Origin of the sequence: Photobacterium sp. SP02 (assembly GCF_038519165.1) — a bacterium.
Taxonomy (GTDB): domain Bacteria; phylum Pseudomonadota; class Gammaproteobacteria; order Enterobacterales; family Vibrionaceae; genus Photobacterium; species Photobacterium halotolerans.
On record NZ_JASJOJ010000013.1, the window covers coordinates 30,332 to 55,995 of the forward strand.

General features: G+C 50.0%; 20 protein-coding genes. 6 read left to right on the forward strand and 14 right to left on the reverse strand.

The window, feature by feature from the left end; genetic code table 11:
- Positions 1 to 70: 70 nt before the first annotated feature.
- The 5 genes from P0Y67_RS08050 to P0Y67_RS08070 all read right to left on the reverse strand — a co-directional run bounded on the left by P0Y67_RS08050 (position 71) and on the right by P0Y67_RS08070 (position 8,205).
- Positions 71 to 1,987, reverse strand: a complete 1,917-nt coding sequence (locus tag P0Y67_RS08050) for a TonB-dependent receptor domain-containing protein (RefSeq protein WP_342391475.1) — start codon at positions 1,985 to 1,987, stop codon at positions 71 to 73.
- Positions 1,988 to 2,216: 229 nt separating this feature from the next.
- Entirely contained in the window at positions 2,217 to 3,446 is a 1,230-nt protein-coding gene (locus P0Y67_RS08055; protein WP_342391476.1) for an MFS transporter, read from the reverse strand.
- Positions 3,447 to 3,503: 57 nt separating this feature from the next.
- Positions 3,504 to 4,232: a 4'-phosphopantetheinyl transferase family protein gene (locus P0Y67_RS08060; protein WP_342391477.1), complete on the reverse strand. Its 729-nt coding sequence runs from the start codon at positions 4,230 to 4,232 to the stop codon at positions 3,504 to 3,506.
- A gap of 119 nt (positions 4,233 to 4,351) precedes the next feature.
- A complete protein-coding gene (locus P0Y67_RS08065) occupies positions 4,352 to 6,781 on the reverse strand; it encodes a DUF3772 domain-containing protein (RefSeq protein ID WP_342391478.1) in 2,430 nt (809 codons plus the stop codon).
- A 203-nt stretch (positions 6,782 to 6,984) separates the two neighbouring features.
- Positions 6,985 to 8,205, reverse strand: coding sequence for an ammonium transporter (locus P0Y67_RS08070; protein WP_342391479.1), 1,221 nt, complete (start codon positions 8,203 to 8,205; stop codon positions 6,985 to 6,987).
- Positions 8,206 to 9,041: 836 nt separating this feature from the next.
- Here P0Y67_RS08070 and P0Y67_RS08075 point away from each other — a divergent pair.
- Together P0Y67_RS08075 and yjjX are read left to right on the forward strand one after the other, a co-directional pair.
- On the forward strand, positions 9,042 to 9,683 hold the full coding sequence (locus P0Y67_RS08075; protein ID WP_027253022.1) for a helix-turn-helix domain-containing protein: 642 nt from the start codon (positions 9,042 to 9,044) through the stop codon (positions 9,681 to 9,683).
- A gap of 121 nt (positions 9,684 to 9,804) precedes the next feature.
- Positions 9,805 to 10,380: an inosine/xanthosine triphosphatase gene (yjjX, locus tag P0Y67_RS08080; protein ID WP_342391480.1), complete on the forward strand. Its 576-nt coding sequence runs from the start codon at positions 9,805 to 9,807 to the stop codon at positions 10,378 to 10,380.
- 453 nt (positions 10,381 to 10,833) lie between these two features.
- On the opposite strand, the gene trpR is transcribed toward yjjX, so the two are convergent.
- Positions 10,834 to 11,151: a trp operon repressor gene (gene trpR, locus P0Y67_RS08085; RefSeq protein WP_337114210.1), complete on the reverse strand. Its 318-nt coding sequence runs from the start codon at positions 11,149 to 11,151 to the stop codon at positions 10,834 to 10,836.
- A gap of 116 nt (positions 11,152 to 11,267) precedes the next feature.
- Positions 11,268 to 13,205 (reverse strand): murein transglycosylase, encoded by a 1,938-nt coding sequence (sltY, locus tag P0Y67_RS08090; protein ID WP_342391481.1) that lies wholly within the window; start codon positions 13,203 to 13,205, stop codon positions 11,268 to 11,270.
- 241 nt (positions 13,206 to 13,446) lie between these two features.
- On the opposite strand from sltY, the gene ettA reads away from it, so the two are divergent.
- The 3 genes from ettA (at position 13,447) to P0Y67_RS08105 (ending at position 16,549) form a co-directional block, all read left to right on the forward strand.
- The gene (ettA, locus tag P0Y67_RS08095; protein WP_342391482.1) at positions 13,447 to 15,114 is read left to right on the forward strand and encodes an energy-dependent translational throttle protein EttA; all 1,668 of its coding nucleotides are present in this window, start codon (positions 13,447 to 13,449) and stop codon (positions 15,112 to 15,114) included.
- A gap of 268 nt (positions 15,115 to 15,382) precedes the next feature.
- Positions 15,383 to 15,748, forward strand: a complete 366-nt coding sequence (locus tag P0Y67_RS08100) for a PilZ domain-containing protein (protein ID WP_342391483.1) — start codon at positions 15,383 to 15,385, stop codon at positions 15,746 to 15,748.
- 363 nt (positions 15,749 to 16,111) lie between these two features.
- Positions 16,112 to 16,549 (forward strand): Lrp/AsnC family transcriptional regulator, encoded by a 438-nt coding sequence (locus P0Y67_RS08105; protein ID WP_342391484.1) that lies wholly within the window; start codon positions 16,112 to 16,114, stop codon positions 16,547 to 16,549.
- 31 nt (positions 16,550 to 16,580) lie between these two features.
- Here the strand turns inward: P0Y67_RS08105 and P0Y67_RS08110 are convergent, their stop codons facing one another.
- From P0Y67_RS08110 to radA, 7 genes are all read right to left on the reverse strand, one after another.
- The gene (locus P0Y67_RS08110) at positions 16,581 to 17,066 is read right to left on the reverse strand and encodes a YbaK/EbsC family protein (protein ID WP_342391485.1); all 486 of its coding nucleotides are present in this window, start codon (positions 17,064 to 17,066) and stop codon (positions 16,581 to 16,583) included.
- Positions 17,067 to 17,073: 7 nt separating this feature from the next.
- Entirely contained in the window at positions 17,074 to 17,358 is a 285-nt protein-coding gene (locus P0Y67_RS08115; RefSeq protein WP_120511573.1) for a 2Fe-2S iron-sulfur cluster-binding protein, read from the reverse strand.
- A complete protein-coding gene (locus P0Y67_RS08120) occupies positions 17,351 to 18,589 on the reverse strand; it encodes an ATP-grasp domain-containing protein (RefSeq protein ID WP_342391486.1) in 1,239 nt (412 codons plus the stop codon). Before P0Y67_RS08120 ends, P0Y67_RS08115 begins: the two co-directional genes overlap by 8 nt.
- A complete protein-coding gene (locus tag P0Y67_RS08125; protein WP_342391487.1) occupies positions 18,579 to 19,751 on the reverse strand; it encodes an MFS transporter in 1,173 nt (390 codons plus the stop codon). The genes P0Y67_RS08120 and P0Y67_RS08125 overlap by 11 nt, the downstream gene beginning before the upstream one ends.
- A gap of 11 nt (positions 19,752 to 19,762) precedes the next feature.
- Positions 19,763 to 20,074 (reverse strand): Rieske 2Fe-2S domain-containing protein, encoded by a 312-nt coding sequence (locus tag P0Y67_RS23010; RefSeq protein WP_442956992.1) that lies wholly within the window; start codon positions 20,072 to 20,074, stop codon positions 19,763 to 19,765.
- A complete protein-coding gene (locus P0Y67_RS08130) occupies positions 20,075 to 21,400 on the reverse strand; it encodes an iron-containing redox enzyme family protein (protein ID WP_342391488.1) in 1,326 nt (441 codons plus the stop codon).
- A 256-nt stretch (positions 21,401 to 21,656) separates the two neighbouring features.
- Positions 21,657 to 23,045, reverse strand: a complete 1,389-nt coding sequence (radA, locus tag P0Y67_RS08135; RefSeq protein ID WP_342391489.1) for a DNA repair protein RadA — start codon at positions 23,043 to 23,045, stop codon at positions 21,657 to 21,659.
- Between the two features lie 188 nt (positions 23,046 to 23,233).
- Between radA and P0Y67_RS08140 the strand changes: the two genes are divergently transcribed.
- Entirely contained in the window at positions 23,234 to 25,594 is a 2,361-nt protein-coding gene (locus P0Y67_RS08140) for a PilZ domain-containing protein (RefSeq protein WP_342391490.1), read from the forward strand.
- Positions 25,595 to 25,664 lie beyond the last annotated feature (70 nt).

Here is a 25,664-nt window from a genome sequence, read left to right on the forward strand (position 1 = left end):
TTTTGCAGGGAAAAAAGAGCCAATGGACATTGGCTCTTTTGCTGTCAGGTGGTCCTGACTGATGTTGTTATCAGAAGTCGTATGACACGCCGGCATAGACGCTGCGGGCTTTCAGGATGTAATCAAGTTTTGTCGCGGCTTCGTCGCGCTCTTCGTTGGTCAGGTTAGTGACACCCAGTTTGAGATTCAGATTCTCAATGGCTTCGTAACGGGCGCCCAGATCCATAGTGCCGTATGCCGACAGTTTCTGACCTGAACGGACATACTGAGAGCCTGTGTACTGATACGAAGTGTACGCGTACAGGTTTTCCAGTGCCTGCCAGTCAAGCTGGACATTGGCAGTATGGTTTGGCGACAGGATCAGATCCTTTTTGGTGTCTTTATCTTCGGCACTGGTGTACATGTAGTTCGCCGACAGGCTTACAGTGTCTGTGATATCCACCCAGGCCATGGTTTCCACGCCTTTCACTTCCGCTTCCGCCACATTGAAGTAGCTCAGCTCGGTGCTGACGCGGTCCCAGTTTTCAGCCTGAATCATGTCGTCAATGTCGTTCTGGAACAATGTCAGACCGGCACCCCAGCGAGCGGCTTCATAGCTGGTGCCCAGCTCATAGCTCAGCGAGGTTTCTGCTTTCAGATCCGGGTTACCGACCACGCTACATTTACCACGGCAGGCCAGGACTGAGTAAGAGTCACTGTACTGGTTCAGGCCCGGTGCTTTGAAAGCTTTACCCACGCCCCCTTTGACGACCCAGCTGTCGCTGATTTTATAAACTGCATAGGCACGCGGGCTGAACTCACCCCCGTACACTTCATGATCGTCATAACGGCCACTCAGGGTCAGGGCCAGATTGCCCAGTGAGAACTCGTCCTGCAGGTAAACGGCCGCCTGGCTGTAGTTCACGGAATCCGTGTTCAGAGTCAGGTTATTCTTCACCTTGGTATCCCGGTATTCCGCGCCGCCGGTCAGCAGGTGATCACCCAGGTAGCCGGACAGCTGCCCGTCCACGGTATTATTGGTTTGATCAATATTACCAACCGCGCCGTTCAGTTCTGAATCGTCTCTCAGCTCAGACTTATCCAGGTTGTAACGCAGACGGGAATCAAAGTTGGCCCAGTAACCGTAATGGGTCAGCGCAACGTTATAACGCGCCATCTCCTGCACGTTGTTCGCCGCAGTCCCATAATTGTTCCAGTCTGCATCACGATCATCTTTGCTGTAGATCAAATCCAGATCGATATCCTGCTGCTCGTTCACCAGCCACTTCAGGTTGGAGTACAGGTTCAGCTCGTCGCGCTCTTCCAGCACATCGGTATCCGGGTTGACCGATTTATCCGTGCGCCAGGCATCACGATCGCTTTTTTCAACAATCAGGTTACCGAGCAGGGTTTCCGGGATCAGCGCACCGCTGACATAAGCATTGAGTTTATGGGTGTCGCCGCCTGAGCCTTCGGTGATACCGTCAAACTGGTAACCGACAGAGCCCTGCGTTTCCTCGGTGGGTTTGCGCAGGATAACGTTCACCACGCCGCCCAGTGCATCCGCACCGTACAGGGATGACATCGGGCCGCGGATCACTTCAATCCGCTCAACCGCGGACATCGGAATGCTGGACAGGTCAAAGTCGTTGCCGTAGGCGCTGAGCAGACCATCACGTGAGTTAATGCGGCGGCCATTGATCAGCAGCAAGGTGTAGTCTGCGCCCAGACCGCGGATTTTGATTTCATTCCGGCCGTATGAGGTGCCTGGATTGATGTTGATACCCGGCAGCTTTTTGATCGCTTCGCCGACATCATTGACCACCAGGTTATCCAGTTCTTCACGCGTGATATAAGACACAGAAGCAGGAGCCGTTAATTCAGGGTGCTCCGTCTGACTCGCCGTCACCACCATCACTTCTTTGTTGGCCACTTCGGCCATCGCCGTAAATGAAGAGACCATACCGACAACACATAAAGCCCGGTTCAAACGAGTTAACTTGATCACACTATCTCCTTGTTGCTGAAACATTTCAACACTCCATTAATAACAATGGCGCAAATGATAATTATTGTTATTATCAACGTCAATAAAAGTTCAATCGAATTGATAACTTTTTTTATTCGCGTTCAAGTGCAACGGAAAGACTGAGACTGATTACTTATAAAAATGATGTTTTTATATGCACTTGAGGGGGTATTGGCGGGGAGAATAAAAGAGATAAAAAACTCCGGGATTAACCCGGAGCCTGTTGTGAAACCTGAGCCTGCTTGAGCGAAGGGATAAACCAGCAGACCAGCAATGGCACGGCAATCGCGCTGACTATAGTGGCCGTTGCCAGCGTATCCAGCCCCAGCAGTTGATGCGCCGGGCCGGATGTCAGGTATACCGAACCCATGATGCTGGCGGCACCGGCAGCCAGGTTCGAGACAGTCGACTGATAGGTCATGAAGGCCGCCCGATACTGCGGAGGAGGCACCCTTGAGGTGAATGCCGCCAGCACCGCACTGCGCGCCGAGCTGGAGGCCATCAGAATCATAAAAATCAGATAGACCCATTTGTCCGAACTGTCGCTGACAAAGCCGTAGTACACCACAGCCGCCACAATCGCACAGAGACCAAACAAGGCCGTTTGACCTGAGCCCTTATCCATCATCCTGCCACTGTATCGCATCGCCAGTATGCTCATGATCCCGCCCAGCAAGTACAAGTAACTGATTTCGTCACGCGGGAAACCGAGGTTGAACTGGAAATAAGCCGACAGGTTCGGCACCAGCAGGAAATGCCCGAACAGGCTGATCCCCATCATCGCCATCGCCAGCAGAAACGGCGTTGACCCAATCATCCCGGACAGCCCTGCCGATAGTGCGACCGGGCTTCCGGGCATTTGTTGCTGTGGCACCAGCGACGGCATACAGATCCTTACCGCGACGGCCAGTATCAGGCCCATGCCACCAAAGAAAAAGAAAGTCATCTGCCAGTTCAGCCACTGCGCCAGCAGCAAAGAAGCCGGGACAATAATGATCGCCGCCAGCGAAAACCCGCTGGCAACAAAGGCCATTGCCCTGCCCCGCTCCGCCACTTTGGTCACATCAAGGACGGAGGCCATGATCAATCCACTGAGCGGGCCCGAGAAACAGCCTGCAGCAATAAACATCAACAGCAGTTGTTCCGGCGTGGTTGCCAGCCCGCACAGCGCAATCAGCACTGAGCGCAGCAGAAGAAACAGTGTCAGTGCCGCCCGTCTGTCATAGCGATCCAATACCGGGGCAAGGAAAAAACCAATGATTGCGGAGCCGAACGTCGCTCCCCCACTGATGTATCCGATGTGCTCACCTTGCAAACCAATATCCCGGACTAAATCGGGCCCCAGCGGCATCACCATCATCAGGGTACCGACCGAGAGCATATTAATAAGCAGCGCAAGCCTTAACACTGACTTTGCATTCAGCGTGTTGCTGTCCATGACGACACGATCCATTCACAAAAAAAAAAGCGATTGTAACTGCCGACCGGCGCAAACTCAATAATGATAATTATTATCAGTAAAATACTCAGAACGGGTAAACGTGAGCACAGACTCTCCCATTCTGGTGTAATACACCTTTCCCTGTCGACCGGAAGGCAAAGACCCGGCCAGCTCTGTGTTCAACTCAAAGTACAGCCACTGATCGTCCATCCCCAGAAACGAGACATCCAGAAAATCGAAATAGCGCTGAACTTGCGGGTATAAGGCTTTAAAAATGCTTTCTTTGGCGGAAAACATCAGGGTCATCAGCCAGATTGCATTTTGTTCATCGGTTTCCAGCCTGGCCAGCTCCTGCTCATTGACGACCATCCCTTGCATGCCCGGCACAATATCCGCATTAACGGGTAGTTCAATATCTAAACCGACACCGGCCTGCTCATGGTGCCGGGGACAAATCACGCAGGCTGCCAGCTGGTCATGATGGCTGATGCTGCCGGTCAGCCCCTGCGGCCAGACAGGTGCACGGTTGTCGCCAACCGCTATCTCAACCGGTGCGATTCCCCGCTCTGTCAGCAGTTGCTGTGCCAGATAACGGCCGGCCAGAAATTCCGCCTGCCGCTTGGGCACCGCCCGGCTTATTGCGTCAGGCATCTTGACGCCAAGCTGGTTGAACAGGGACGGCGAGTAATGGTGCAGATCAAACCCGGCCAGTAACACTTCAGTGCCACATCCGGGCAAAGTGACTGAGCGCAGCGGCTGAAAGAAAGCGGACGGAGTCATCATAAAAAGCAAAGCCATAGCAAAGAACAATGGCTGTCATTATTATGATTGCGCTATCGTCATACAATCCTTTGTTAGGCAAATGCATTCAGATCTTCGGTGCAACGCGCGAGGCTCATCGCTCAGTCACCCGATTGCGCTTTTCTCTCTTCCCATGCCTTCAGTAACTTTTCCAGCCCTTTGATACTCACATCACGTTGTGGGAATGGGATACTGACGCCCTGATCAGTCAGCGCTTGATAAATGTCGAACAAAAGTTCGGATTTGATAATCATGTACAGTTTGATGTCGCGGACAAAGCAGCGAAGCTCGAACAGCAAAGCGCTGTCGGCCATCTCGGTGAAGACAACGGTAGGTTCGGGATAACTGAGGATCATGCCATGCTTTTTGGCCGCAGCCATCAACACTTGCTTGACGATATTGAGATCGCTGCCGTAGGCCACACCAACCGGGACTATCAGCCGGCCATGGTCGGATCGCAGGGTCATATTTTTCACGATACCGGCGATCAGATCCGAGTTGGGCACCACCACATCCTGCAGATCAAAGGTTTCGATTCGCGTTGATCGGACGGCTATCTTACGGACAAAGCCCGAATAACCGGACACTTCAATCCAGTCTCCCTCTTTGATCGGCCGCTCGATCAGCAGAATAATGCCGGACACAAAATTCGACACTATGGTCTGCAAGCCAAAACCGATACCGACCGACAATGCCCCAGCCACCACTGCCAGGCTGGATAAATTCAGACCCGCCGCTGACACGGCAATAATGATGGCCAAGGTATAACCCACATAACCCAGGCCTGTCACAATGGCCGTTTGCGCACCGGGATCGGTCTTGGTTTTTGGCAGCACGGAATGACGCATGACGTGCTGAATCCATCGCGTGAGCAGCACACCGGCAAACACCACCACCAGAAACATTATAATAACGTCCAGAGAAATGCGGACATCTCCCAGCTCAACGCCATCGGATAACAGCCGCCAGATTTCTGCGATATCGGTGAGCCGGGCGCCCCATGTGAGTGCCAGCATTGGAGCAAACAGCATGAACATAATGACAATCAGCACTATGGGTAACAGCCCCTCGCTGACACTCACTTCTGTGTCTTGCTCATTGTCACCTCCCAGGATCCGGGTAATGACATTCAGCAGGCCGTAGTAAATGACCATGGCAAAAGCAATCAGCGCAATGGACATCACCATAGGTATGATGGCCTGCCGCGCCAGGCTGTCGTAGCCCACGCAGACAAAGACGACACTGAGAATACTGGACGCCTTCATCAGCCAGACCAGCGCGTTAAGTGCGCCACGACTGACATGGTTGGCCTGCTCGCTTTGCTCATCGGTCTCATCGGCTTTCTTGGCGGCCTTGCTTAATACTTTCGCCAGTTGCCACATTAACCAGCTGCCGAACACGATTATAGGCAAGGTCAAAAATGCTGAACTGGCCGCTGAAAAGGCATGATCCGTTTTGACTGCCGTCAAAAGGATAATCAGACCGAGAAAAACCCCGAGCAGCTGGCAGATCCGCATGCCACGCCGGGCTGAAGCGTCATCAAGATGGATAATTCGCTGCTCTGCTGCCTTGGGGCGGAATATCAGAAACCCCAGCCAATGGCTGACAACAATATACACAGCCGCGCCCGCCAGCGCGCTGATCGTTGCTTTCACAGCCGGTAAAGGCAACTTCAGCTGGCCGATTGCCACCACTAACAGGAACGCGGTGAGCAAAGGAAAGAACAGCCTCAGTAATGTTGAGAATACATTGCAGATCAGAATCTGGCTTTTCTTGGTCAGGTTATGGCTAAACCTGTCCAGCCGGTTGATCACCCAAGGCTGTATCAGCAGCATGGTCAGCAGAGCCAACACCATGAACACCAGAAACGGGGTAATGGATGCACTCATATCTCGGGCTTGTTGCGGATCTTGCCTGACGGCGTGAAACTGCTGTCCTAACACGCCGGCATACTGTTTCAGTTCGCTCAGCGCGTCTCCCCAACGCCCTGGCCATAACGGGGTCGGGCTTTTATTGAGCAATTTTTCAGACAGGTTCTGGCGGATCACCTTGTCGACTTCACCCACCAGGAGGTTAGCCCGCTCATACGCTGCATCGGCAAGAAAAATCGGTGCACTGACTATGGCCAGTTCATTTTCCAGCTCGGCACGACGACTGCTAATGACCTCGGGTTCGCTTTCCCCTTCTTTCGGTTCCGGACCAAGGGATTTAATTTGCGCTTCCAGCCAGCGTACATCCACCGATTTGTCTTGTGATATCTGATAAGCTTCACCCCGCTGTTCTGCCAGGGTTGCGCGAATGCGCTCTAGTTGAGTGGTATCTGCGGTTTTTTCCTGCAACAGCACTCGTGCTTCTGACGCGGTGCGATCCCAGCTGACATAGGGCTCTTTTTGGTGCAGCGCTTTCAGTTCAGGGGCTTCTGCGCTTGCCACACTGGCACTCAGCAGCCCCTGAATCAGGATGACAAAAAGGCCGCTCAAGGCGGCTGCGATAAGTCGATGCCACTGACCTTGCCATATTCGTTGCTGCATGCTTTAAACCCAGCACAGGAACACAGACTGAGCTTATGTAATAGCAGCGAGTTGCGTCGTCATAAGAGTAAGAAATCCGGGCCGTTAACTGTGACCAACACCAGAGTGACAGTTAACGGTTTTTCCTTCACTCACGCATTGAATACCTCGCATAAAAAATGCCGCACCAGGCGGCATTCGAAAATTCACGGATTGAACCCGTTTTATTCCAGATTAGTGGCACTGATCTTGTGGATTGCCAGATCGGCGCCGTTGAACTCATCTTCTTCGCTCAGGCGCAGGCCCGACAGCTTATCCACCAGACCATAAACGATAAACGAACCTGCCAGTGCAATCGCGATGCCTATCACAGTGCCCAGCAATTGCACCACGAAACTGACGCCGCCTAACCCGCCTAACGACTGCAGGCCAAAGATGCCGGCCGCAATGCCGCCCCAGGCTCCGCACACGCCATGCAGCGGCCAGACACCGAGCACATCATCAATTTTGGTGTGATTTTGCAGGTAAGTGAACAGCCAGACAAAGATCGCAGCCGCCACGATGCCGGTGATCAGCGCCCCCAACGGATGCATCAGATCCGAACCGGCGCACACAGCCACCAGACCAGCCAGCGGGCCGTTATGGATGAAACCGGGGTCATTTTTCCCCAGCACCACGGCGGCCAGAATCCCGCCAGCCATCGCCATCAGAGAGTTGATGGCAACCAGTCCGCTGACACCGTTGATCGACTGTGCCGACATCACGTTAAAGCCGAACCAGCCGACACTTAAGATCCACGCCCCCAACGCCAGAAACGGAATGTTAGAAGGCGCGAAGTTGGTGTGTTTGCCTGCCCGGATACGCCCTTTGCGCATCCCCAGCAGCATTACCGCCACCAGCGCAATCCAGCCGCCGACCGCATGAACCACAACAGAACCGGCAAAATCATGGAAAGCGGCACCAAACTGACCTTCAAACCACGCCTGGAGGCCAAAGTTGCCGTTCCAGATCATGCCTTCAAACAAGGGGTACACCAGGCCCACAATAAAGAAGGTCGAAATCAGCACAGGGTTGAAGCGGGCCCGCTCTGCAATACCGCCGGAGACTATCGCCGGGATCGCTGCCGCAAAGGTCAGCAGGAAGAAGAACTTGACTAAGGCGAAGCCATTGCCGGCCGATAAGGTTTCAGCATCGGCAAAAAAGGTGACGCCATAGGCCAGCCAGTAGCCGATAAAGAAATAAGCGATGGTTGAGACGCCAAAATCAGCCAATATCTTCACCAGCGCATTGACCTGGTTTTTCTGCCGTACCGTGCCCACTTCCAGAAATGCAAAACCGGCATGCATCAGAAATACCATGATGGCACCGAGCAACAGAAACAAAGTGTCCGCACTTTGCGTGAGGGCCTGCACGGCCCCCGTTACCTGTGTCATAGATTCAGTCATTGAACTCTTCCCTAAGTCGCGCACAAAATATGTACAAAAATTAACCACAAGCCCCAAATTAGGGCGAATCAATCATGATTAAGGGGCAAGCAATAACTGTTCCAATTTGATTCACTAACTGCTAAATTCGCCAGTAAAACTAAGTGATTGAAAATCAATAACAAAAAATAGTGTGTTCAGCTGTACGTCCGTAACACCCGAGCCTTGCGCACCAATACCGTTCCGTTCGACCCATAATGGTGCAACTTGTACACCTTTTTACTGCCCAATTAGGGTGAAACGCCACACACAGATTTAAATGAAAGCGTTCAGCGGTTAAGGAAAAGTCCATTCCGGCAGTCCTTGCTCTTTACTGATTCCTTGCCGGGGTGGCGGACGGAATCTATCGAATATTCCAAATTGGCATAATATGCACTGTATTTATTGATAACCGACACATATTCACACTGAGAATGAAATCGATTTCATTTACGGACTGAATCTGCAGGCCTTTCTGTCATTCAGCAGGTTTTTAAGAAATCCTGCTAAACCTTGGGTTGCATATCATAAAATAGGCATAAAACCGCCTTTACCATGCAGTTTCCTTATTTCTTGGTCGGAACTGATATGTTATTTTTGTCAGCAGCTGGCGTTGTTTTTTCTTACTGGCTTATTTTACTGAAAAAAAATTGTCCCTTTTTTTACCCAACCGAGTGCAAATGTATATTCCTTTAACGAAATCCATCGCACTTTTCAGCTTGAGTAAAATCTTTAGACAAGGATATCAGTAAAATAATTTATGACTTTTGCGAATGCCTTTCGCATTCTTTTTTTACTGCGAGCGGGAAGCCATTCTTATGGAATATTTAGAGCGGATTAAGCGCCTGGCCAAGATTCAGGGGATTAGCCAGAAACAACTGGGTGAAACTCTGGGCTTACAACAAGGCACCATGAGCCGTAAGCTGTCAGGCAAATACGGCATTGAAGTACGTGAGCTGGAAAGAATTGCTGAAACCCTGAACACCTCCATCAGCTACTTGCTGACCGGACAGATTGATTCAGGTACTCAGGCAACAACGGCCATCAGCCACGAAACGGGGCACAACACGACATCGACTTACATTCCGATTATTCATCGCAAAGACTATCTGTCCTATCGCGATGGCGGCAAAGTCGACGTGCTGAGCAAGCGGGCGATCCCGCATCATTTAGATCGCGATGACTGCCTTGGCCTGCTGGTAGATAACGAAAACATCGCTCAGTGTGCGCCGCTGGGCAGCTATGCGCTGGCCACACGTAAAGCCCCTTATCGTCCTAAACAGCCGGTTTTTGCGTCGGTGCGTGGCAGCGAGCCCGATTTCTACCACATGACACAACTGGCAGATGGCGTGGTGTTTTCCACTTCCCAGCCGGATTTTCCGAACCTGTTTGTCAACCACGACGAGTTCAAGATCCACGGTTACATTATTCAGTCCGATTGGTCATTCGACCGCCTCTGATTGCCCCGCTGGTTATCCTGCCGCCTCCCCCCTGATTTGCTCATGCTCTTGCAGATGCCGGTCAGGGGTGACAGCGCCCTTCCAATGCGTACAATAACGACGTGAACTGAAGGAGCCCATCATGCACACCACCAATCCAGCACCAGAGCGCCAGATTCGCATTATTGTCGCCTCGACAAACCCGGCCAAAATCCGGGCGGTAGAAAACGCCTTCCACCAGGCCTTCCCGGCGCAAGCCCTGCAAATTAGCGGTGTGGCAGTGGAGAGCGGCGTAAGAGCACAGCCTATGTGTGCCGAAGAAACCCTGACCGGTGCCCGTAACCGGGTTGTACATGCCCGGGAACTGCAGCCTGGCGCGGATTATTACGTCAGTCTGGAAGCCGGGCTTGATGGCTGTGCGACGTTTGCCTGGATGGTGATAGATAACGGCAATCAGCGGGGTGAATCCCGTTCTGCCTCGCTGCCTCTGCCGCCCAAAGCGCTGGCCCGTCTGCATGACGGAGAAGAACTGGGGGATGTGATGGATGATATGTTTCAGCAGCAGAATGTGAAACAACAAGGGGGCGCCATTGCTATGCTCACTGAGCACAAGCTCAGCCGCAGCAGTGTGTATCAGCAGGCTCTGATACTGGCCCTGATCCCTTTTATGAACCCGGGACTGTACGATCAGACAGGCACTGAGTTCGTACAAAAGTAATGTCGCTCTCGCTCTGAGGATTGACTAAGGGAAGAGAATATCCGTGGTTTCAGCAATCTCTGTACTGTCCCTCCCCCTTTTCAAGGGGGAGGCTAGGAGGGGGTTACTGGACACTGACTCAGCATCTGTGCTCAAGTCACGAACCCCACCCTAACCCTCCCCTTGCCAAGGGGAGGGAACCTTCGTGGTTTCAGTGAGCTCTGTACGATCCCTCCCCCTTTTCAAAGGGGAGGCCAGGAGGGGGTGACAAGGTACTGACGCAAAGTCCGTGAACGCTTGACGAACCCCACCCTAACCCTCCCCTTGCCAAGGGGAGGGAATCTTCATGGTTTCAGTGAGTTCTGTATAATCCCTCCCCCTTTTCAAGGGGAGGGAATCTTCGTGGTTTCAGTGAGCTCTGTATAATCCCTCCCCCTTTTCAAGGGGGAGGTCAGGAGGGGGTGACAAGGTACTTCAGCCTTTCGGCTGCTGTTTCAACAGGAATTCAGCTAACCAGTCGCGGATCTCCGCATCATGGTGTTTCAGTTCGTTGGAGCCACGCGTGATGGTCGCCACGCCAACGCCCAGCAACTCGCTGATTTTACGCTGGCTACGCTCACCATTCAGCAGTTCGTGGAAGATATTCACCCGGGCGATCAGCGATTCACGCTCATCCGGGGTTAACAGCAGGCGAAGGAGTAATTCATCTTTGCCTTCAGCAGAGGCCTGACGAAACAGAGAGACTATTTGCTGCCAGTCAGAAAAGTCCGGCGTATCGGCTTTGGTTGACATGGTTTTCCTCAAAAATTGCCTGCGCTAGCCGTTAGTAACCCACACAGGCGTATTAATTCTGTCCGGATTCTACCCTGAACCACAGCCTTCCACCAAACCTATAGCAGCAGTTTGTCTCAATACTTAGCGTTCAGTTCCTCTGTGGTCAGCAACTGGACCGGCTGACTGGTCAGCTTGTCGTAGTAGACTTCAAACATCAGCACATTCTGAACATAACCGCGTGTCTCACCGAAAGGAATGGTTTCCATAAAGGCAAAAGCATCAAGTTTGCCATCACTGATTTTCCGCCAGCTGATGACTCTGCCCGGACCGGCGTTGTACGCCGAGAAAGCAAAGATCCGGTTGTTGTCGTAACGCTCCAGCATCATTTTCAGGTAACCGCTGCCCAGCCGGATATTGACCTCTGGCTCAAACAGACTGCTGCTGCCCGCATATGTATAGTTCAGCTTACCCGCGGTTTCTCTGGCTGTGGCAGGCATCAGTTGCATCAGTCCGCGGGCGCCTACCGGCGACATTGCCTGCGGATTCAGCGCACTTTCCTGACGCGCCAGTGCCATCATAGTGGTCACAGAGAGCTCACGCTGCTGGCCGAATGACTTGAATGTCTCGGCAAAGGCCAGCGGGAAACGTAACGACAGGTGCTCCCACATCCGGCCATATATGGTGGCCTGCACCGTCAGATGGTGCCAGTTCTGCTTACCTGCGTAGCCTGCCAGCGGCCAGATGGCTTTCGGATCGAGATCTTTCATCAGATACCACCACTCCAGGTTGGCATCAAACACCTTATCCTGGGCAATCATTTCTTCAATCCGCTTTAACGCCGGCAGATAAGGGGTCACATCCTGCTCTGTCTCACTCAGGGATTCCACCGGAAAATCGATCTCTTCACCCAGCACAGTGGCGGCAGCAACACTGTAAAAGTTCCGCTCGCCCAGCAATGCCTGATATTTCGGCTTGGCAACCACAGGATCGGTTTTGGCCAGCAGATGCGCCTGCCAGAATTTCCACCGCAGCGAGTTCTGTTCTTCGGCCGATAACTGAGGGATCCATGCCTGCGCTTCGGTCCAGTTGCCTTCACGAAGGGCAAGACGGATGCGCCGTCCAATCAAATCATCATCACTGCTTTTGCGCAGCATGGCATCACGCCAGCGAACAAGATCGGCCTCTTCGGCATCCATCAGCCGTGACGCCGTATAATCCGCCAGTGACTGCTTCTGCGCTGTATTGAGCTTTTGCCCGTCCGCCACCCGCTCTAACTGGCTCAGGGCTTCTTTGGTATCCACGCGCGCCAAGCGCTTATAGGCCGCGAGCGTCAATTGCCGGTTATAGTCGGTCACTTTGCTTTTTTTGGCGAAGTCCGCCACACCTTGCGGTTTGGCAAACAATGAAAGGAGAGTGTCCCCCACTTTTCTGGCGCTGCCTGTCAGTTGCTTGTCGAGATATTTGAGCAGCCCCTGATTGCCGGCTTCAAACACCAGCAGCATACGATCCAGAATCAGCTGATTGGTACGTTTTCCGGCTTGTTGCCAGGCATCCAGCATGGGATCGCAATCATCGTCGAGAGACTGACCTGTCAGCCAGAGTGACTGCGCGCCCTGCCAGGCTTCATCCTTGCGGCCCACTTTGCTGAGCGCCAGATAATACTGGCACTGATAACTTTCTCTGTATGGCGGTTCAGTCTGAAAGGTCACCAGATCCTGCCAGCGCCTGGCCTCTGCCAGCACATCCTGATAGGCATACCCCAGCTTGATAGTGAAAGGCAGATCCTGAAAATTTTTGATGAATGCACTCACTTCGGCAGGGGAGCGCTTATCCAGATTGTCCTGAAACTGGCGATAGTCGAGATAAGGGGTCAGCGGATAGTCATTGAGCCTGGTGCGATAACGCTGATAAGCCGACTGGTCCTTGCGTTCCAGCGCATCCTTAGCGGCTTCATACCATTCTCTCTGCTCTTCAAGCGAGGCGGCCTGTGCCACGCTTCCTCCCAACAGCACCCATACCCCCAGGCCCAGCATCCAACGGCTACAACGGTGCATAACGGCTTCAGACTGCATATATACTTTTTCCAGCTCCAGCTTCACTCAGATTAAAAATCAGCACGTTTAATTAACACTGTATCCTAGCGTCCCATCCCCTCATCAACGTCAGCCCAGAGTCAGGCTCAGGTCAATAACGAAAACCTGCTTACAGGGGCATGTATTCATCTTAACCGTCATTGTGAGACATTGCTGTTAAACTTAGGGCCAGAATGGTTAAAATACCCCTTTCTCCAATCATTAGAGATGACCTACGGAAATGGCTGAATACGTCTATACCATGTCGCGAGTGAGCAAAGTTGTGCCACCTAAGCGACAGATTCTGAAAGATATTTCATTAAGTTTCTTCCCTGGCGCCAAAATCGGTGTACTGGGCCTGAACGGTTCCGGTAAATCCACTCTGCTGCGTATCATGGCAGGTATCGATACCGATATCGAAGGGGAAGCCCGCCCGCAACCCGGCCTGAATGTCGGCTATCTGCCGCAGGAACCGGTACTGGACGAAAGCAAGACAGTACGTGAAGTGGTCGAAGAGGCCGTTTCCGATGTGAAAAACGCCCTGACCCGCCTGGATGCTGTGTATGCCGCTTACGCCGAACCGGATGCGGATTTCGATGCCCTTGCTAAAGAGCAGGGTGAGCTGGAATCGCTGATTCAGGCCAAAGACGGCCATAATCTGGACAACACGCTGGAGCGTGCTGCCGATGCGCTGCGCTTGCCGGAGTGGGACGCGCAGATCAAGCTGCTGTCGGGTGGTGAACGCCGCCGTGTGGCTATCTGCCGCCTGCTGCTGGAACAGCCGGACATGCTGCTGCTCGACGAACCCACCAACCACCTGGATGCCGAATCCGTGGGCTGGCTGGAGCGTTTCTTAGTTGATTACACCGGTACCGTGGTGGCGATCACGCACGACCGTTACTTCCTGGATAACGCCGCCGGCTGGATTCTGGAACTGGACCGTGGTGAAGGCATTCCATGGCAGGGCAACTATACCTCCTGGCTGGAGCAGAAAGACGCCCGCCTGAAGCAGGAAGCCTCTCAGGAGAAAGCGCGCCAGAAAACCATAGAGAAAGAGCTGGAGTGGGTACGCCAGAACCCGAAAGGTCGTCAGGCCAAATCCAAAGCTCGTATGGCCCGTTTTGAAGAGCTGAATACCTCAGATCATCAGAAACGTAACGAAACCAACGAACTCTTCATCCCGCCGGGTGATCGTTTGGGCGACAAGGTGATCGAAGTCAACGGCCTGACCAAATCTTTTGGTGACCGTGTTCTGATCGACAACCTGTCTTTCAGCATGCCTAAAGGTGCCATCGTGGGCATCATAGGTGCGAACGGTGCCGGTAAGTCGACCCTGTTTAAGATGCTGAGCGGCTCTGAGCAGCAGGACGCAGGGACTATCGAGCTGGGCGACACAGTCAAACTGGCCTCTGTTGAGCAGTTCCGCGACAGCATGGATGATAACAATACTGTGTATCAGGAAATCTCTGAAGGCAATGATGTGATTCGCATCAACAACTTCGAGATTCAGTCGCGTGCTTACGTGTCCCGCTTTAACTTCAGGGGCAGCGACCAGCAAAAACGCATTGGCGAGCTGTCTGGTGGTGAACGTAACCGTGTCCACCTGGCGAAACTGCTGAAAGCCGGCGGCAACGTACTGCTGCTCGATGAACCCACCAACGACCTGGACGTAGAAACACTGCGTGCACTGGAAGAAGCCCTGCTGGAGTTCCCTGGCTGCGCCATGGTGATCTCGCACGACCGCTGGTTCCTGGACCGTATCGCGACCCACATTCTGGACTACCGCGACGAAGGCCAGGTGAATTTCTTCGAAGGTAACTATAGCGAGTATACCGACTGGCTGAAGAAAACGCTGGGCGCGCAGGCTGCAGAGCCGCACCGTATTAAGTACAAACGTATTGCCAAATAACCGTCTCCGGACAGATGTGCAATCACTGAACTCAGGCTGCTATTTTGGCAGCCTTTTTTATTGCGTGATTACTTAATAAGCAAATCATCAAAGTCGCCTGTTTAATCAGGTTCAAGGTTGTTTCAGCACAGGATGAATCGCCACTCGATTCCTCAGCTGAGCTGCAGCGCTGCAAACAGATATCGCGTCAACATAGAAAAAACAGAACCAAAAAAAGCCAGCAGCCCCTAAACTCGACAATATAGGCTCATACAGGTAATCACAGACTATGAACGAAAGACGCCAGTTTATCCGTATTGTTTATCAGGCCCCGGCGATGATACGTCAGGCCCAGTCACACTGGCCTGCTGATGTTCGGGATATCTCGCTGCATGGTATTCTGCTCAGCATGCCTGAACACTGGCAGCCGGATGACAATGCCCCGTTTGAAGTCGATGTCACCCTGCATGACACAGATATTCATATGACGATGGTCACTGAACTGGTCGCCCATGACAGCGACTGTTTGCGGATGAAAATAGTGAATATTGATATCGACAGCATTTCTCACCTGCGCCGCCTGATTGAACTTAATGTGGGGGACGATGAGCTGCTTTATCGTGAACTGGAACTCCTTGCCGATCTTGCTGACTGAAACCCACAACGTTTCACCTGTGCTGCCCGGCGAGCGCGCCAGCGAAGTGCCTTGATGCAGACAGGACACAATTTTGCTTTTCAGGGCCAGTTTCGCATGTGTTACGGCTTCAGGTGACCCTAACCACTCTCACGACAGCGCCCTGCCGTTTCAGTCATTTCTCTACTGAGATCATTTCCTATCACGTTATTCACATAATCGTTAATGTTCATATTGACAAGATACCTGAGGTGTATGGTAAGTATGCGGTTGCTTGTCAAACAAAGCAGAGAAAGAACCGATATCAAAACAGAATATAACTAAAAACACTTTCTGTTTCTTTTGAATCAAAAATTCACCAGGCTAGGCTAGTTAGTAACCATCATGAATTTAGATAAAGTGGACATGAAAATCATTGAGTTATTGAGAAATAACTCAAGAGAGAGCATCCAAAAAATTGCAGAACAGGTCAATCTCTCACGCAGTGCCGTTGATAAAAGAATACAATCGCTCATACAGGAGAACGTCATAACAGGCTTCACAATCAGTACTTGCTTTGATCAGCGCTTATCCCCTTCTGATGATATCCATTCTTACCTGTTGATCAAATCCGGAAGCGTAGACTGTAAACAGATTTTCAAACACCTCAAAAGTGCCGGTTATGATTTTCAATTCGAATCTATATACGGTGAGTTCGACTGCCTGATAAGGGTCAACAGCACCCGACTTCCGTTACTGTATGAAATTAAAAAATTCATCATAGATATAGGCGGTATTGAATCCATCCATATTCTTCCAGTGTTAGACATTAAACATGAATAAGGGGCTTAACAGCCCCCTATTTTAATTAGCTTTAATTAGCGTAAAAATACATTTCATTGTTCAGGCTTTCAAACACATTGACCAGCGAATCTGACTCAACAATGAAGGTATAACTGGGATCTGCTGGAGTAAACATCACTTCTTTATGATCCAATAAAGATACATCTAAAATAATCGGGATCGATGTATCTAAAACAAAAGGACAGAGCGCACCAGCAATACATCCCGTAATCGTTTCCATCTCTTCATTGTTGCAGATAGACACCCGCTCACCAATAACGTCGCGAATCTTCTTCTGATCAAAACGGTTTTCTTTGTGGGTAACAAACACACAGTAGCCGCCGCTTTTACGTTTCAGAAATAAGCTTTTACTGGGTGCTGCTGTCCAGCCTAACTCTTTAGAAACTTTCAAATCGGTTTCATAATCCAGTATAGGCTCATGTTTATATGAACGATAATCCAGGTTTAACGTTTCAAACAACTTCACATTGTTATTATATAAAGTAGATATATTCATAATTACCTTAAGCTAACTCAACCTCAGAATCCCTGACTAAAGTACACTGACACAGTAACCTGTATTCAGTCGGACACAAAGCCAGAATCTCAAGTGTGCCTTTCTCATTCTCATGTACATCGCCGAGATGATCTATATTTGTGACCGGTTTTACGGCACAAGAACCACAAATGCCACGCATACAATTAAACGGAACACTTCTAAGCCCATCAAACTCAAACAATTCTGAAACAGGGGTTCCTGTTTCTGCTTCTATCGTTTCATCTGTGTCTTTAATAATTAGCTTAGGCACTGATCAACTCCTTATTAAATACACCATTAAGAACATGCTCAACGTCCTGAATATCAGACTCTAAATCAAAGGCATTATCATTGGCTAACCACACAAGACACGGGCAAGTGAACAAATCTTCCGTGGCCGGTAATTCTTGCCCCTCTTTCACTGTGACAAAATAATCAATCAAGGATGGAATACTTTTTAGCTTACCGTCACTGATGGCATCGACACCTGAAAATTTCGCAGCGTGTTTATTGACATGAAAATACACTCTCCCCTGCTTAACTAGCTTCGAATCTAGTTCCGGTACTCTGTGTTCTGACACCAGTGAAGCAATCGTATCCAGCAAACTGGGAGAATAACAGCTTTCAAATAATGATGGGGCAACACCACCGTGTATCCGTGTTGCGGCTTCAATCATGACCGGGCCTGATGACGGACTCAGCATCAGTTCCATATGCACAAGCCCATACCTAATATCGAGTGCTCTGGTGGCCGCAACAGCATATTCACGAATTGTTGCCAACCCGGCGTCATAAGGATCCAATAGTTCCAGTCGATTATAAACAAATGGATTATTACCAGACTGACCTTTTACGTATTTACATATAGCCACTAAAGCGATTTGGTCCCCATTGACTATCAGATCTAAAACATACTCCTCGCCTTCAATAAACTCCTGAACAAGAAACTGATCATTTATTTTTCCTGTACTGTTTATTTTCCTCCAAGGCAGGGAAGATATCTTATTAATTACGTCATCTCTGCTATTGCAGAAGTAGACGTTTTCAGAACCTGCAGAGTTAACTGGCTTGATGATATACTTTTTGCATTTAATTTCATGAAGCTCATTAAGACCTTTTCCATCCATATCAACCAGAAATGTCTGAATATAGGCTAATCCATGTTTTTTCAATGCATCTTGCATTTCATTTTTATTCCGGCGCAGACCGGTCGTCAAAGGTGAGTTTCCCGGTAAACCTAATTCACTGGCGAGCTTATCTGCCAGTTCAACACCTAATTCAGAGCCAGCAATAACCGCATCGTACTTTTCATTCTGCAATGCATCAATTTCAAGATGGGATACATTATTATCATAGTTTTCCATGTTAATCGTATCCAGCATGCCTTTCGGATCATGCTCTGAATCAAAATACACATCGCATTGAATATTGTTTGCTTGCAGTTTCGGTCGGATCATTTTTCCGCTGGAAGCTGGGTTTACTATCAATACTTTACTTTTCATATGCACCTTCCAATGTGATTGTTTTTTTGCTTCTGGTTAACAGCATGATGACAACAGCGGAGAAAATACCGACCAGTATCAGTGATATACCATAGGCTTGACTTGAGAATGAAAAGTAAGTCAACACCATAGTCACCAGCATTGGAATGGTTCCTGATACAATATAGAACAGATAATTAGAATGACTGATAGCACTATTGACATCACTCTGAACAGCATCAGACTTCAATATTTCCGTTCTTGATGTAATTCTCACTGAGTTCACCGCATAGCCGATGCAGAAACAGAAAAGCACTGATAAATAAGGCATATCCATCAAGAAAAGCCCGATATCCCCTACCAGTAACAGTATCGCACTGAGCAAATAAACATGTTTATTCTGAGGAAGAAGCGCTGCACATAATGCGCCTATACCAGCCAAACCTGATGCAAAACCCAGGATATCAGGCCCCCACTCCCTGAATAGCTGATAGTACACTGGTACGAAAGTGTTGAACGCACCGATGTGCAAACCGGTTAAAACCGACAAGGCAACCTGGATAATAAAGCGTTCTCTTTTCCCGGAAAGTGCTTGCTGATTGCTTGCTTCAGTTTCTGTCTCTTCTTTATCAACATCAGAAACAAACAAATAAGACACTGATAATAATATGGACATCACGGCTATATAATAAATGAAGTTTTCAAACCCCATAGCTTTGAGATACCAACCCCCAAACAGCGCGCCAAAGAAAGCACCAAACTGAATGGTTGTTTGCAGCACCCTGGACGCCTTTGAGGCTTCAATCAGTTTGTTTTTCACAAAACTGGAGTTTTTCACCTCAAAGGTATTAATACTGCAAACCATATTGCATGATGAAAAAACAGCAATCATAAAGATAATGTATATCAAGCCAGTGATATCAAAATACAAGACGGTAGCCATGCAAACAAAAAAGATAGCCCTGAGTGTTGTGATAGTGGATTTCTTGTAGAAAATGTCTTTCTTTTTAATTATTTTACTGAGAATAAAAGGCGTAACAGCGCCAATACTGACAATCATCCCCATATAAACAGTAGAGCTTGTTATTTCAAGTATTTTCCAGATCATGACAATTTGAATTGACATATCAAGAAAAACAGAAAATGCAAGCAATAGATACGTCTTTAATAATGTACTATTCATTTCCCATTCCTTTATAATTTACTTTCCGACCATATATGGTAATTATCATTCGGTAACACCACGTGAACTAAATCTTTATTAGATATAGCAGGCAATGAACTTCTCTTTATACAATGCATGCTAATTCGATTGTCGTGCCAAGGGCAAACTATTGCGCCTGTTTTCTCACACTGTTTACCAAGGTGCAGTGGACCACCTCGATGCGGGCATTCAGACGGCAAGACCCAAACTTTACCGTCATGCTCAACACGTTTAATGAAAAACTTTTGGTCATTAACAGCAAGTCTGTTATTTTGCTTTGAATCTAAAGATATAACCGTCATTTACGCCACCTCAATATGCTTGACAGAGTAAAGACATTTTTCAGAAGTAATTTTCGACAGGTGCAGGATTCCTGATGGAATAATGATCTTATCTCCTGCCTTCATCTGTACCACTTTATCGGGTGAGAAATAAAGCTCTAACTCCCCGTCATCAACCATGAATAACTCATCGTTGTTATGGATATGCGATACTGACACCTCACCAAGTACTTCTTCAAATTTAATTGCACCGCTTAAATCGTGATAATTTTTCGCTTTTGCTATCAGTTCATCAAGCGAGTCATGCACCTCAATATGACGATACAACTCTTCGTCAGCTATATCTTGTAGAGATGCAAATTCTTCAAATCCTGCCAAAATATCCGGGATTATATGTTCGCCGTGTAATTCAACCAGAGGAATGATAATTTTCTCTAGCGCCATTCTGCCATGATGAATATCAATATGGCTGTGCTCATCAAAATACAAAGCACTCACCCGACCTTTAAACACATCATTAACAATCTTTGATTGACTCTTGGTGGTAAAGGCTAATGTCGCTTCGGTATAATAAAGCGCACCAAGATACTTAAAAAAACGGCTGTGATTTTTAGAAATGTAATGAAAGTAGTTAATGAGTGATAAACTACCAGGTGTATAAAAATTCCAGTAGTAATGAATCATTTCATTTAATCCAACATCTTTCATCATTCCTTCAAAGATACTGGAGTGTTTTTTCTCGTGAACGCCATATCCGTATTCATCGATCAGCACTTTAAATAGCTCAGACGTAGCAGAGCCATAATTTCCTAATACATTCCGCGCCATAGCCGATGCTTCAGACAGGAAGTCACCTGCACACTGGATAAAGAAAAACCTAGCCGCTGACTCAGGATCTTTCGAACCTGTTATTTTCTTGTAAAGTGTTGACTCACTATTGGCAACATCTTTTATTTTTGTCTTTGTATATTTAATAAAATCTTGCAGAGTCCAGTGACCGGATACATTGATACTTTTTTCCAGAGATGAAAAAGCAAGATGTTCAAAAGAAGGTAATACAGCGGCTGCATTCTTGTAGTTTTCATCACTATAGAATGTTTTTAACTCTTTTAAATTTACAGCTTTACTGGAAGGTAGAAAGACCAGGTCCAACTCATACGCATTTAAAATTGCACGTTGAATTAACAGGTTTTCATTTGACGAGTAATTATCAAGGTTAACAGGTTTCGATAAATCCAGTGCCTTTACATCTTGTGGCCGACAAGGACGCTGATAAGGCGATGCCATGAAAACATCTTTAGGTGCATCTTTAAAATGAGAACAGCTCAGAAATGATTCAATTGCCATGTATTACCTCCTATGTAATAAGGAGATTTTACTGGAAGGCTATTGAAAATATTGACTAAAGATAAAGGGCAATTCACTTTTTTCAGTGTGAAATTAACACCTGAAGTGTGAATTTTCTTTAAAACGGTAAGCCTTTAATTCCCCTGAACAGGAGTTAATAGCCGTGACTAACGGCAACGAAAACCGGTGGTTGTGTTCGCCTTACACAACCACCGGCCAGACAGGGGGAATCAGGAGAAGAACAAGCCTTCGTGGTTTAAACAGCGACCCGCTCAAACGCGGCCAGTGCTTCTTGCAAGTCTTCAACCGGCATGATTTCAATGCCGGGAAGCGGGCGACTTGCATTGGCTTTCGGGATAATCGCACGGGTAAAGCCTTGCTTTGCCGCTTCCCGAATCCGTTCGACCCCGTTCGCTGACGGACGGATGTCACCGTTCAGGCCGATTTCACCAAACACCAGTACATCCTGTGGGATCGGTGCGTTTTTGAAACTGGAGAATATCGCCAGCAACACAGATAAATCCGCAGAAGTCTCTTCGATCCGGATCCCGCCGACACAGTTTACAAAGATGTCCATGTCCGACAGCATCACGCCGCCATGACGCGCCAGCACTGCAATGGACATCGCCAGCCGGTTGGAGTCATACCCCACACTCAAGCGGCGCGGTACTTCCGTCATTGACTGATTGCACAGCGCCTGAATCTCCACCAGCAGCGGGCGGGTGCCTTCCCAGAGCGTGGTACACACCGAACCTGCATGGTTTTTGTTCGAGCGGCTGAGAAATATCGCAGACGGGTTCTTGACCTGCTTCATGCCGGTTTCTGTCATGGCAAAGAAACAGGATTCAGAATCGGCACCGAAGCGGTTCTTCGAGGTACGTAATACCCGGAATTTTTCATCCGAGGTCGACGAGAGTGCGAACAAGCCATCGACTATGTGGATCAGCTGCATCGGACCGGCCACATTCGAGTCTTTATTGATGTGGCCGACTATCATGAAAGTCACGCCTTCGGTCTTGGCAAAACGGGTCAGTGCCGCCGCCGATTCTTTGACCTGGCTCGGGCTGCCCGCCGCCGATTCATTGTGCGCCACCGTCATGGTCTGGATAGAGTCAATGATCACGAAAGAGACTTTCTGCTCGACCACGTGATTGAGGATCTGCTCAACCGAGGTTTCGGCCACCACCTGAATTTTATCGATGTTCGGCGTCGCCAGGCGTTTGGCACGCTGTGAAATCTGGTGAATGGACTCCTCACCCGAGACATACAGTGCCTGACGGGATTCCGCGACCGCCCCGATGCTTTGCAGCAGCAGGGTGGATTTACCGGCGCCTGGATCACCGCAAAGCAGGAGCACAGATCCAGGCACGATACCGCCGCCCAGCACGCGATCAAGCTCTGAAATGCCCGAGCTGAAACGCGGCAGATCTTTACTTTCGACATCCGACAAGGTCTGCACTTTGGTCGACGAACCGGCATAGCTGCTGGCTGCACTGCCACCAGCACCGCCGAGTGCAGATTTGGTTTTGGGAATGGTAAATTCAGTAATGGTATTCCAGGCGGCACACGCACTGCACTGGCCCTGCCAGCGTGGAAAATCGGCGCCGCAATCACTGCAGACGTAAGCTCTTTTGGTTTTCGCCATTGTATCCCTTTTGAGTCTTCAAGCCGTGACCAGTAAGGGCCACTCAGTGCAGGCGACAGCCAATCTGTGGCTAAGAAACAGACAGGACATGCGTCATGCCTGACTTTCCGCCTACAAGCTTATGACAATTCTTCGTTTTACTGCACAATAGGGATCATACCCGATAGAGACCTATTGCTAAAACCACTATGTTGCTGGATGAATACAAAGGACTGATAGAACAACTGCTCCCGGCTTATGACAGCGGGGATTTTAATGACTTGTTTCAGCACCTGACCGCGGATCTCAGTGGCCCGGTACGCTTGCAGGTCAAAATGGAAATCAACCGCCTGATGGCCCCCTGCCGCCAGCCCGTTGATTTACGCGGCAAGGTCAGTGGCGAGTGTCGCCCCTACGACATGCACGGTATGACGCACTGGCTGGATGATGTGGCGATGAATGTCTATCGTCGCCGGATCAAAACCTATGGCGAACAATACCGGGTCGGCCTGTTTGAATCGCTGATGAATACCCGTAATAACTTCCGGGTCATGCAGCAGCAGGACACACAAACTCCGCTGCCAGAGGAGCCGACCGAAGCGCTGCCCTTTGGGGCCGAGTTGCTGCGTTTTGGTTACCACCTCAGCCGCAGCGAACAGCGTATCCAGATCACCACACCGGTTGTGCTGACTCTGCCCTATTCACAGGAAGTGAACGGCACCACATCAGATATTTCGCCTTCCGGCGCACGCTTTCGGGTGTCTTCCGCCTTCCGCTACCATACCGGGCAGGTTGTCACCGCGTTTTTCCCCGAACTGGCCAAGCAACTCAAAGACGAACGGCTGGTGCAGGGGATCAGTTACCGGATTCTGGGGGTATCACCTCATGCAGATAACGACAGCTATACCTGGCTGCGCCTGATGCTGATTGAATCCAGTGATGCCCTGAAAGATGCGATTGAAGCCCGTCAGAAAATAGCGGCCAGCCGCTCGCGCCAGAACCATGAAGATAAAATCATTCAGTCGCGCACCCGGGGCTATGAGCACTGCTTCCTCAAGCATACCAGCAGCATACCGCTGTTTTTTGCCGGTAATGAGCTGAAATATTGTCTGCTGACAGAGCATAACCGCCATCTCTGGGAACACTGGCATGACGAGCGTAATCAGTCGGTGATCAACCATCTGCTGTCGGAAGATCGTATCCGTACTCTGGGCCGCAAAGGCCTGAGTCAATGCAGTACCCTGATTTACAGCTTTACTCATCAGCACGAAGAAAAAGCCTATTTTTATTCCGCCGCCTTGCCCGAGATGAGCGTGGAAGAGCGGCAGTTGTTCTGGCAAATCGGGGCAACAAGAGACAGCTGGCGGGTTGTTCGCCTGACGCTGTATCCTATTAGTCAGGATGACAAAATCCAGCTGCAGGAAATCGCCCCTGAGCTGCTGGAAACCCTCTCTACCCTGACCCATATCGGGGTACTGCAGAATTTAACCAACAAGGATGGTCAGCACGACTATCGCCTGACAGAAAAACCGGCACTACCCAGCAAGCACTTACACACGTTCCGTCATCCGCGAAATCCCGTTTCCGGCTCACGCGCCATTTACTTTGATCCCAAGCCGCAGCGCAGCGAATCACGCTTTCTGTTCCGCACACCTGTCAGCCTGTTGCAGCCCGGCGCGGCAGACAAAGAAGCCAGTGTTCTCAGCGGATCCAGTATTGATGTGTCCACCCGCGGCCTGAACATTCGCCTGACTGAACCGCTGGATGCCAAGCGGGGCGATGTGCTGAAAGTCACTTTCGATGAACTGCTGAAAATGGCCAAAGATGCCCCGCTGAAACGCATTCCTTATCAGGTTGTCCGTTTAAGTCCCGACAGGCGTAATGTGCAGCTTGAAACCGGCCGCGGTGATGACGCCACACGCAGCGAACATTTTCTGCGGCGGCTCATCAAACACAACGAAGAACGACTGCCTGTCAGCGAAGAAATTATGCCTGCCGGTCCGCTGCTACTGGCCATGCACCAGATGTTGCTGACACGGCTCAACTGTTTGCCCTTCTTCTGCGAGAAAATTGAGAATCAGGTGAAAGTGCGCGCACTGGGCGCTAACCAGCCGCTGCCGGCGCTGGGTAAACTGATGATGGAGCTGGGCGATGGCAAGCAGATCAATCTGGCACCCATTTTCCAGAACAGGGTGAAAACGCTGCTCAGCGAGCCGATGCGCCCGATAACCGTCAGTGAACCCTATGTACACGAAATGTACCTGGCGGTGCTGCCTCAGCCGCTTGGTCAGCCCAAAGTGCTCAGCAAGCTGTTCAGTGATTTTCCGACAGGCGACACCCGCCGCCGCTTTGCTCAGCAGGCCAGAGAGCAAGGGCATTTTCTGGCGGTACGTATCACCGCCGTACCTATGCTGGATCCGACCACCGCACTGATCAGCCGGGAGCTGGCAGAGCTGTCCCGCCTGGCCATGCACCGCGCCAGAGCGCTGGAAAATGAGTTTACCTCGCTGATGGGATTCGGTGAGTTCTACGACGTGACCGATGAAGTGCTGCTGAGGCTGGGCCTGTAACGCGTATTAGGTTGAATGAACACGCAAAAACCTGGCATTACTGCCAGGTTGATCTATCGGCCCCTCCCTC

Bases quoted from the DNA above. Each gene is read 5' to 3' on its own strand.
- P0Y67_RS08070 (WP_342391479.1), bottom strand. From the start codon at position 8,205: ATGACTGAATCTATGACACAGGTAACGGGGGCCGTGCAGGCCCTCACG.
- yjjX (WP_342391480.1), top strand. From the start codon at position 9,805: ATGCACACCACCAATCCAGCACCAGAGCGCCAGATTCGCATTATTGTC.
- ettA (WP_342391482.1), top strand. From the start codon at position 13,447: ATGGCTGAATACGTCTATACCATGTCGCGAGTGAGCAAAGTTGTGCCA.
- P0Y67_RS08100 (WP_342391483.1), top strand. From the start codon at position 15,383: ATGAACGAAAGACGCCAGTTTATCCGTATTGTTTATCAGGCCCCGGCG.
- P0Y67_RS08125 (WP_342391487.1), bottom strand. From the start codon at position 19,751: ATGAATAGTACATTATTAAAGACGTATCTATTGCTTGCATTTTCTGTT.
- P0Y67_RS23010 (WP_442956992.1), bottom strand. From the start codon at position 20,074: ATGACGGTTATATCTTTAGATTCAAAGCAAAATAACAGACTTGCTGTT.
- P0Y67_RS08075 (WP_027253022.1), top strand. From the start codon at position 9,042: ATGGAATATTTAGAGCGGATTAAGCGCCTGGCCAAGATTCAGGGGATT.
- P0Y67_RS08130 (WP_342391488.1), bottom strand. From the start codon at position 21,400: ATGGCAATTGAATCATTTCTGAGCTGTTCTCATTTTAAAGATGCACCT.
- P0Y67_RS08055 (WP_342391476.1), bottom strand. From the start codon at position 3,446: ATGGACAGCAACACGCTGAATGCAAAGTCAGTGTTAAGGCTTGCGCTG.
- P0Y67_RS08105 (WP_342391484.1), top strand. From the start codon at position 16,112: ATGAATTTAGATAAAGTGGACATGAAAATCATTGAGTTATTGAGAAAT.
- P0Y67_RS08110 (WP_342391485.1), bottom strand. From the start codon at position 17,066: ATGAATATATCTACTTTATATAATAACAATGTGAAGTTGTTTGAAACG.
- P0Y67_RS08060 (WP_342391477.1), bottom strand. From the start codon at position 4,232: ATGATGACTCCGTCCGCTTTCTTTCAGCCGCTGCGCTCAGTCACTTTG.
- P0Y67_RS08120 (WP_342391486.1), bottom strand. From the start codon at position 18,589: ATGAAAAGTAAAGTATTGATAGTAAACCCAGCTTCCAGCGGAAAAATG.
- trpR (WP_337114210.1), bottom strand. From the start codon at position 11,151: ATGTCAACCAAAGCCGATACGCCGGACTTTTCTGACTGGCAGCAAATA.
- radA (WP_342391489.1), bottom strand. From the start codon at position 23,045: ATGGCGAAAACCAAAAGAGCTTACGTCTGCAGTGATTGCGGCGCCGAT.
- P0Y67_RS08065 (WP_342391478.1), bottom strand. From the start codon at position 6,781: ATGCAGCAACGAATATGGCAAGGTCAGTGGCATCGACTTATCGCAGCC.
- P0Y67_RS08140 (WP_342391490.1), top strand. From the start codon at position 23,234: ATGTTGCTGGATGAATACAAAGGACTGATAGAACAACTGCTCCCGGCT.
- sltY (WP_342391481.1), bottom strand. From the start codon at position 13,205: ATGCAGTCTGAAGCCGTTATGCACCGTTGTAGCCGTTGGATGCTGGGC.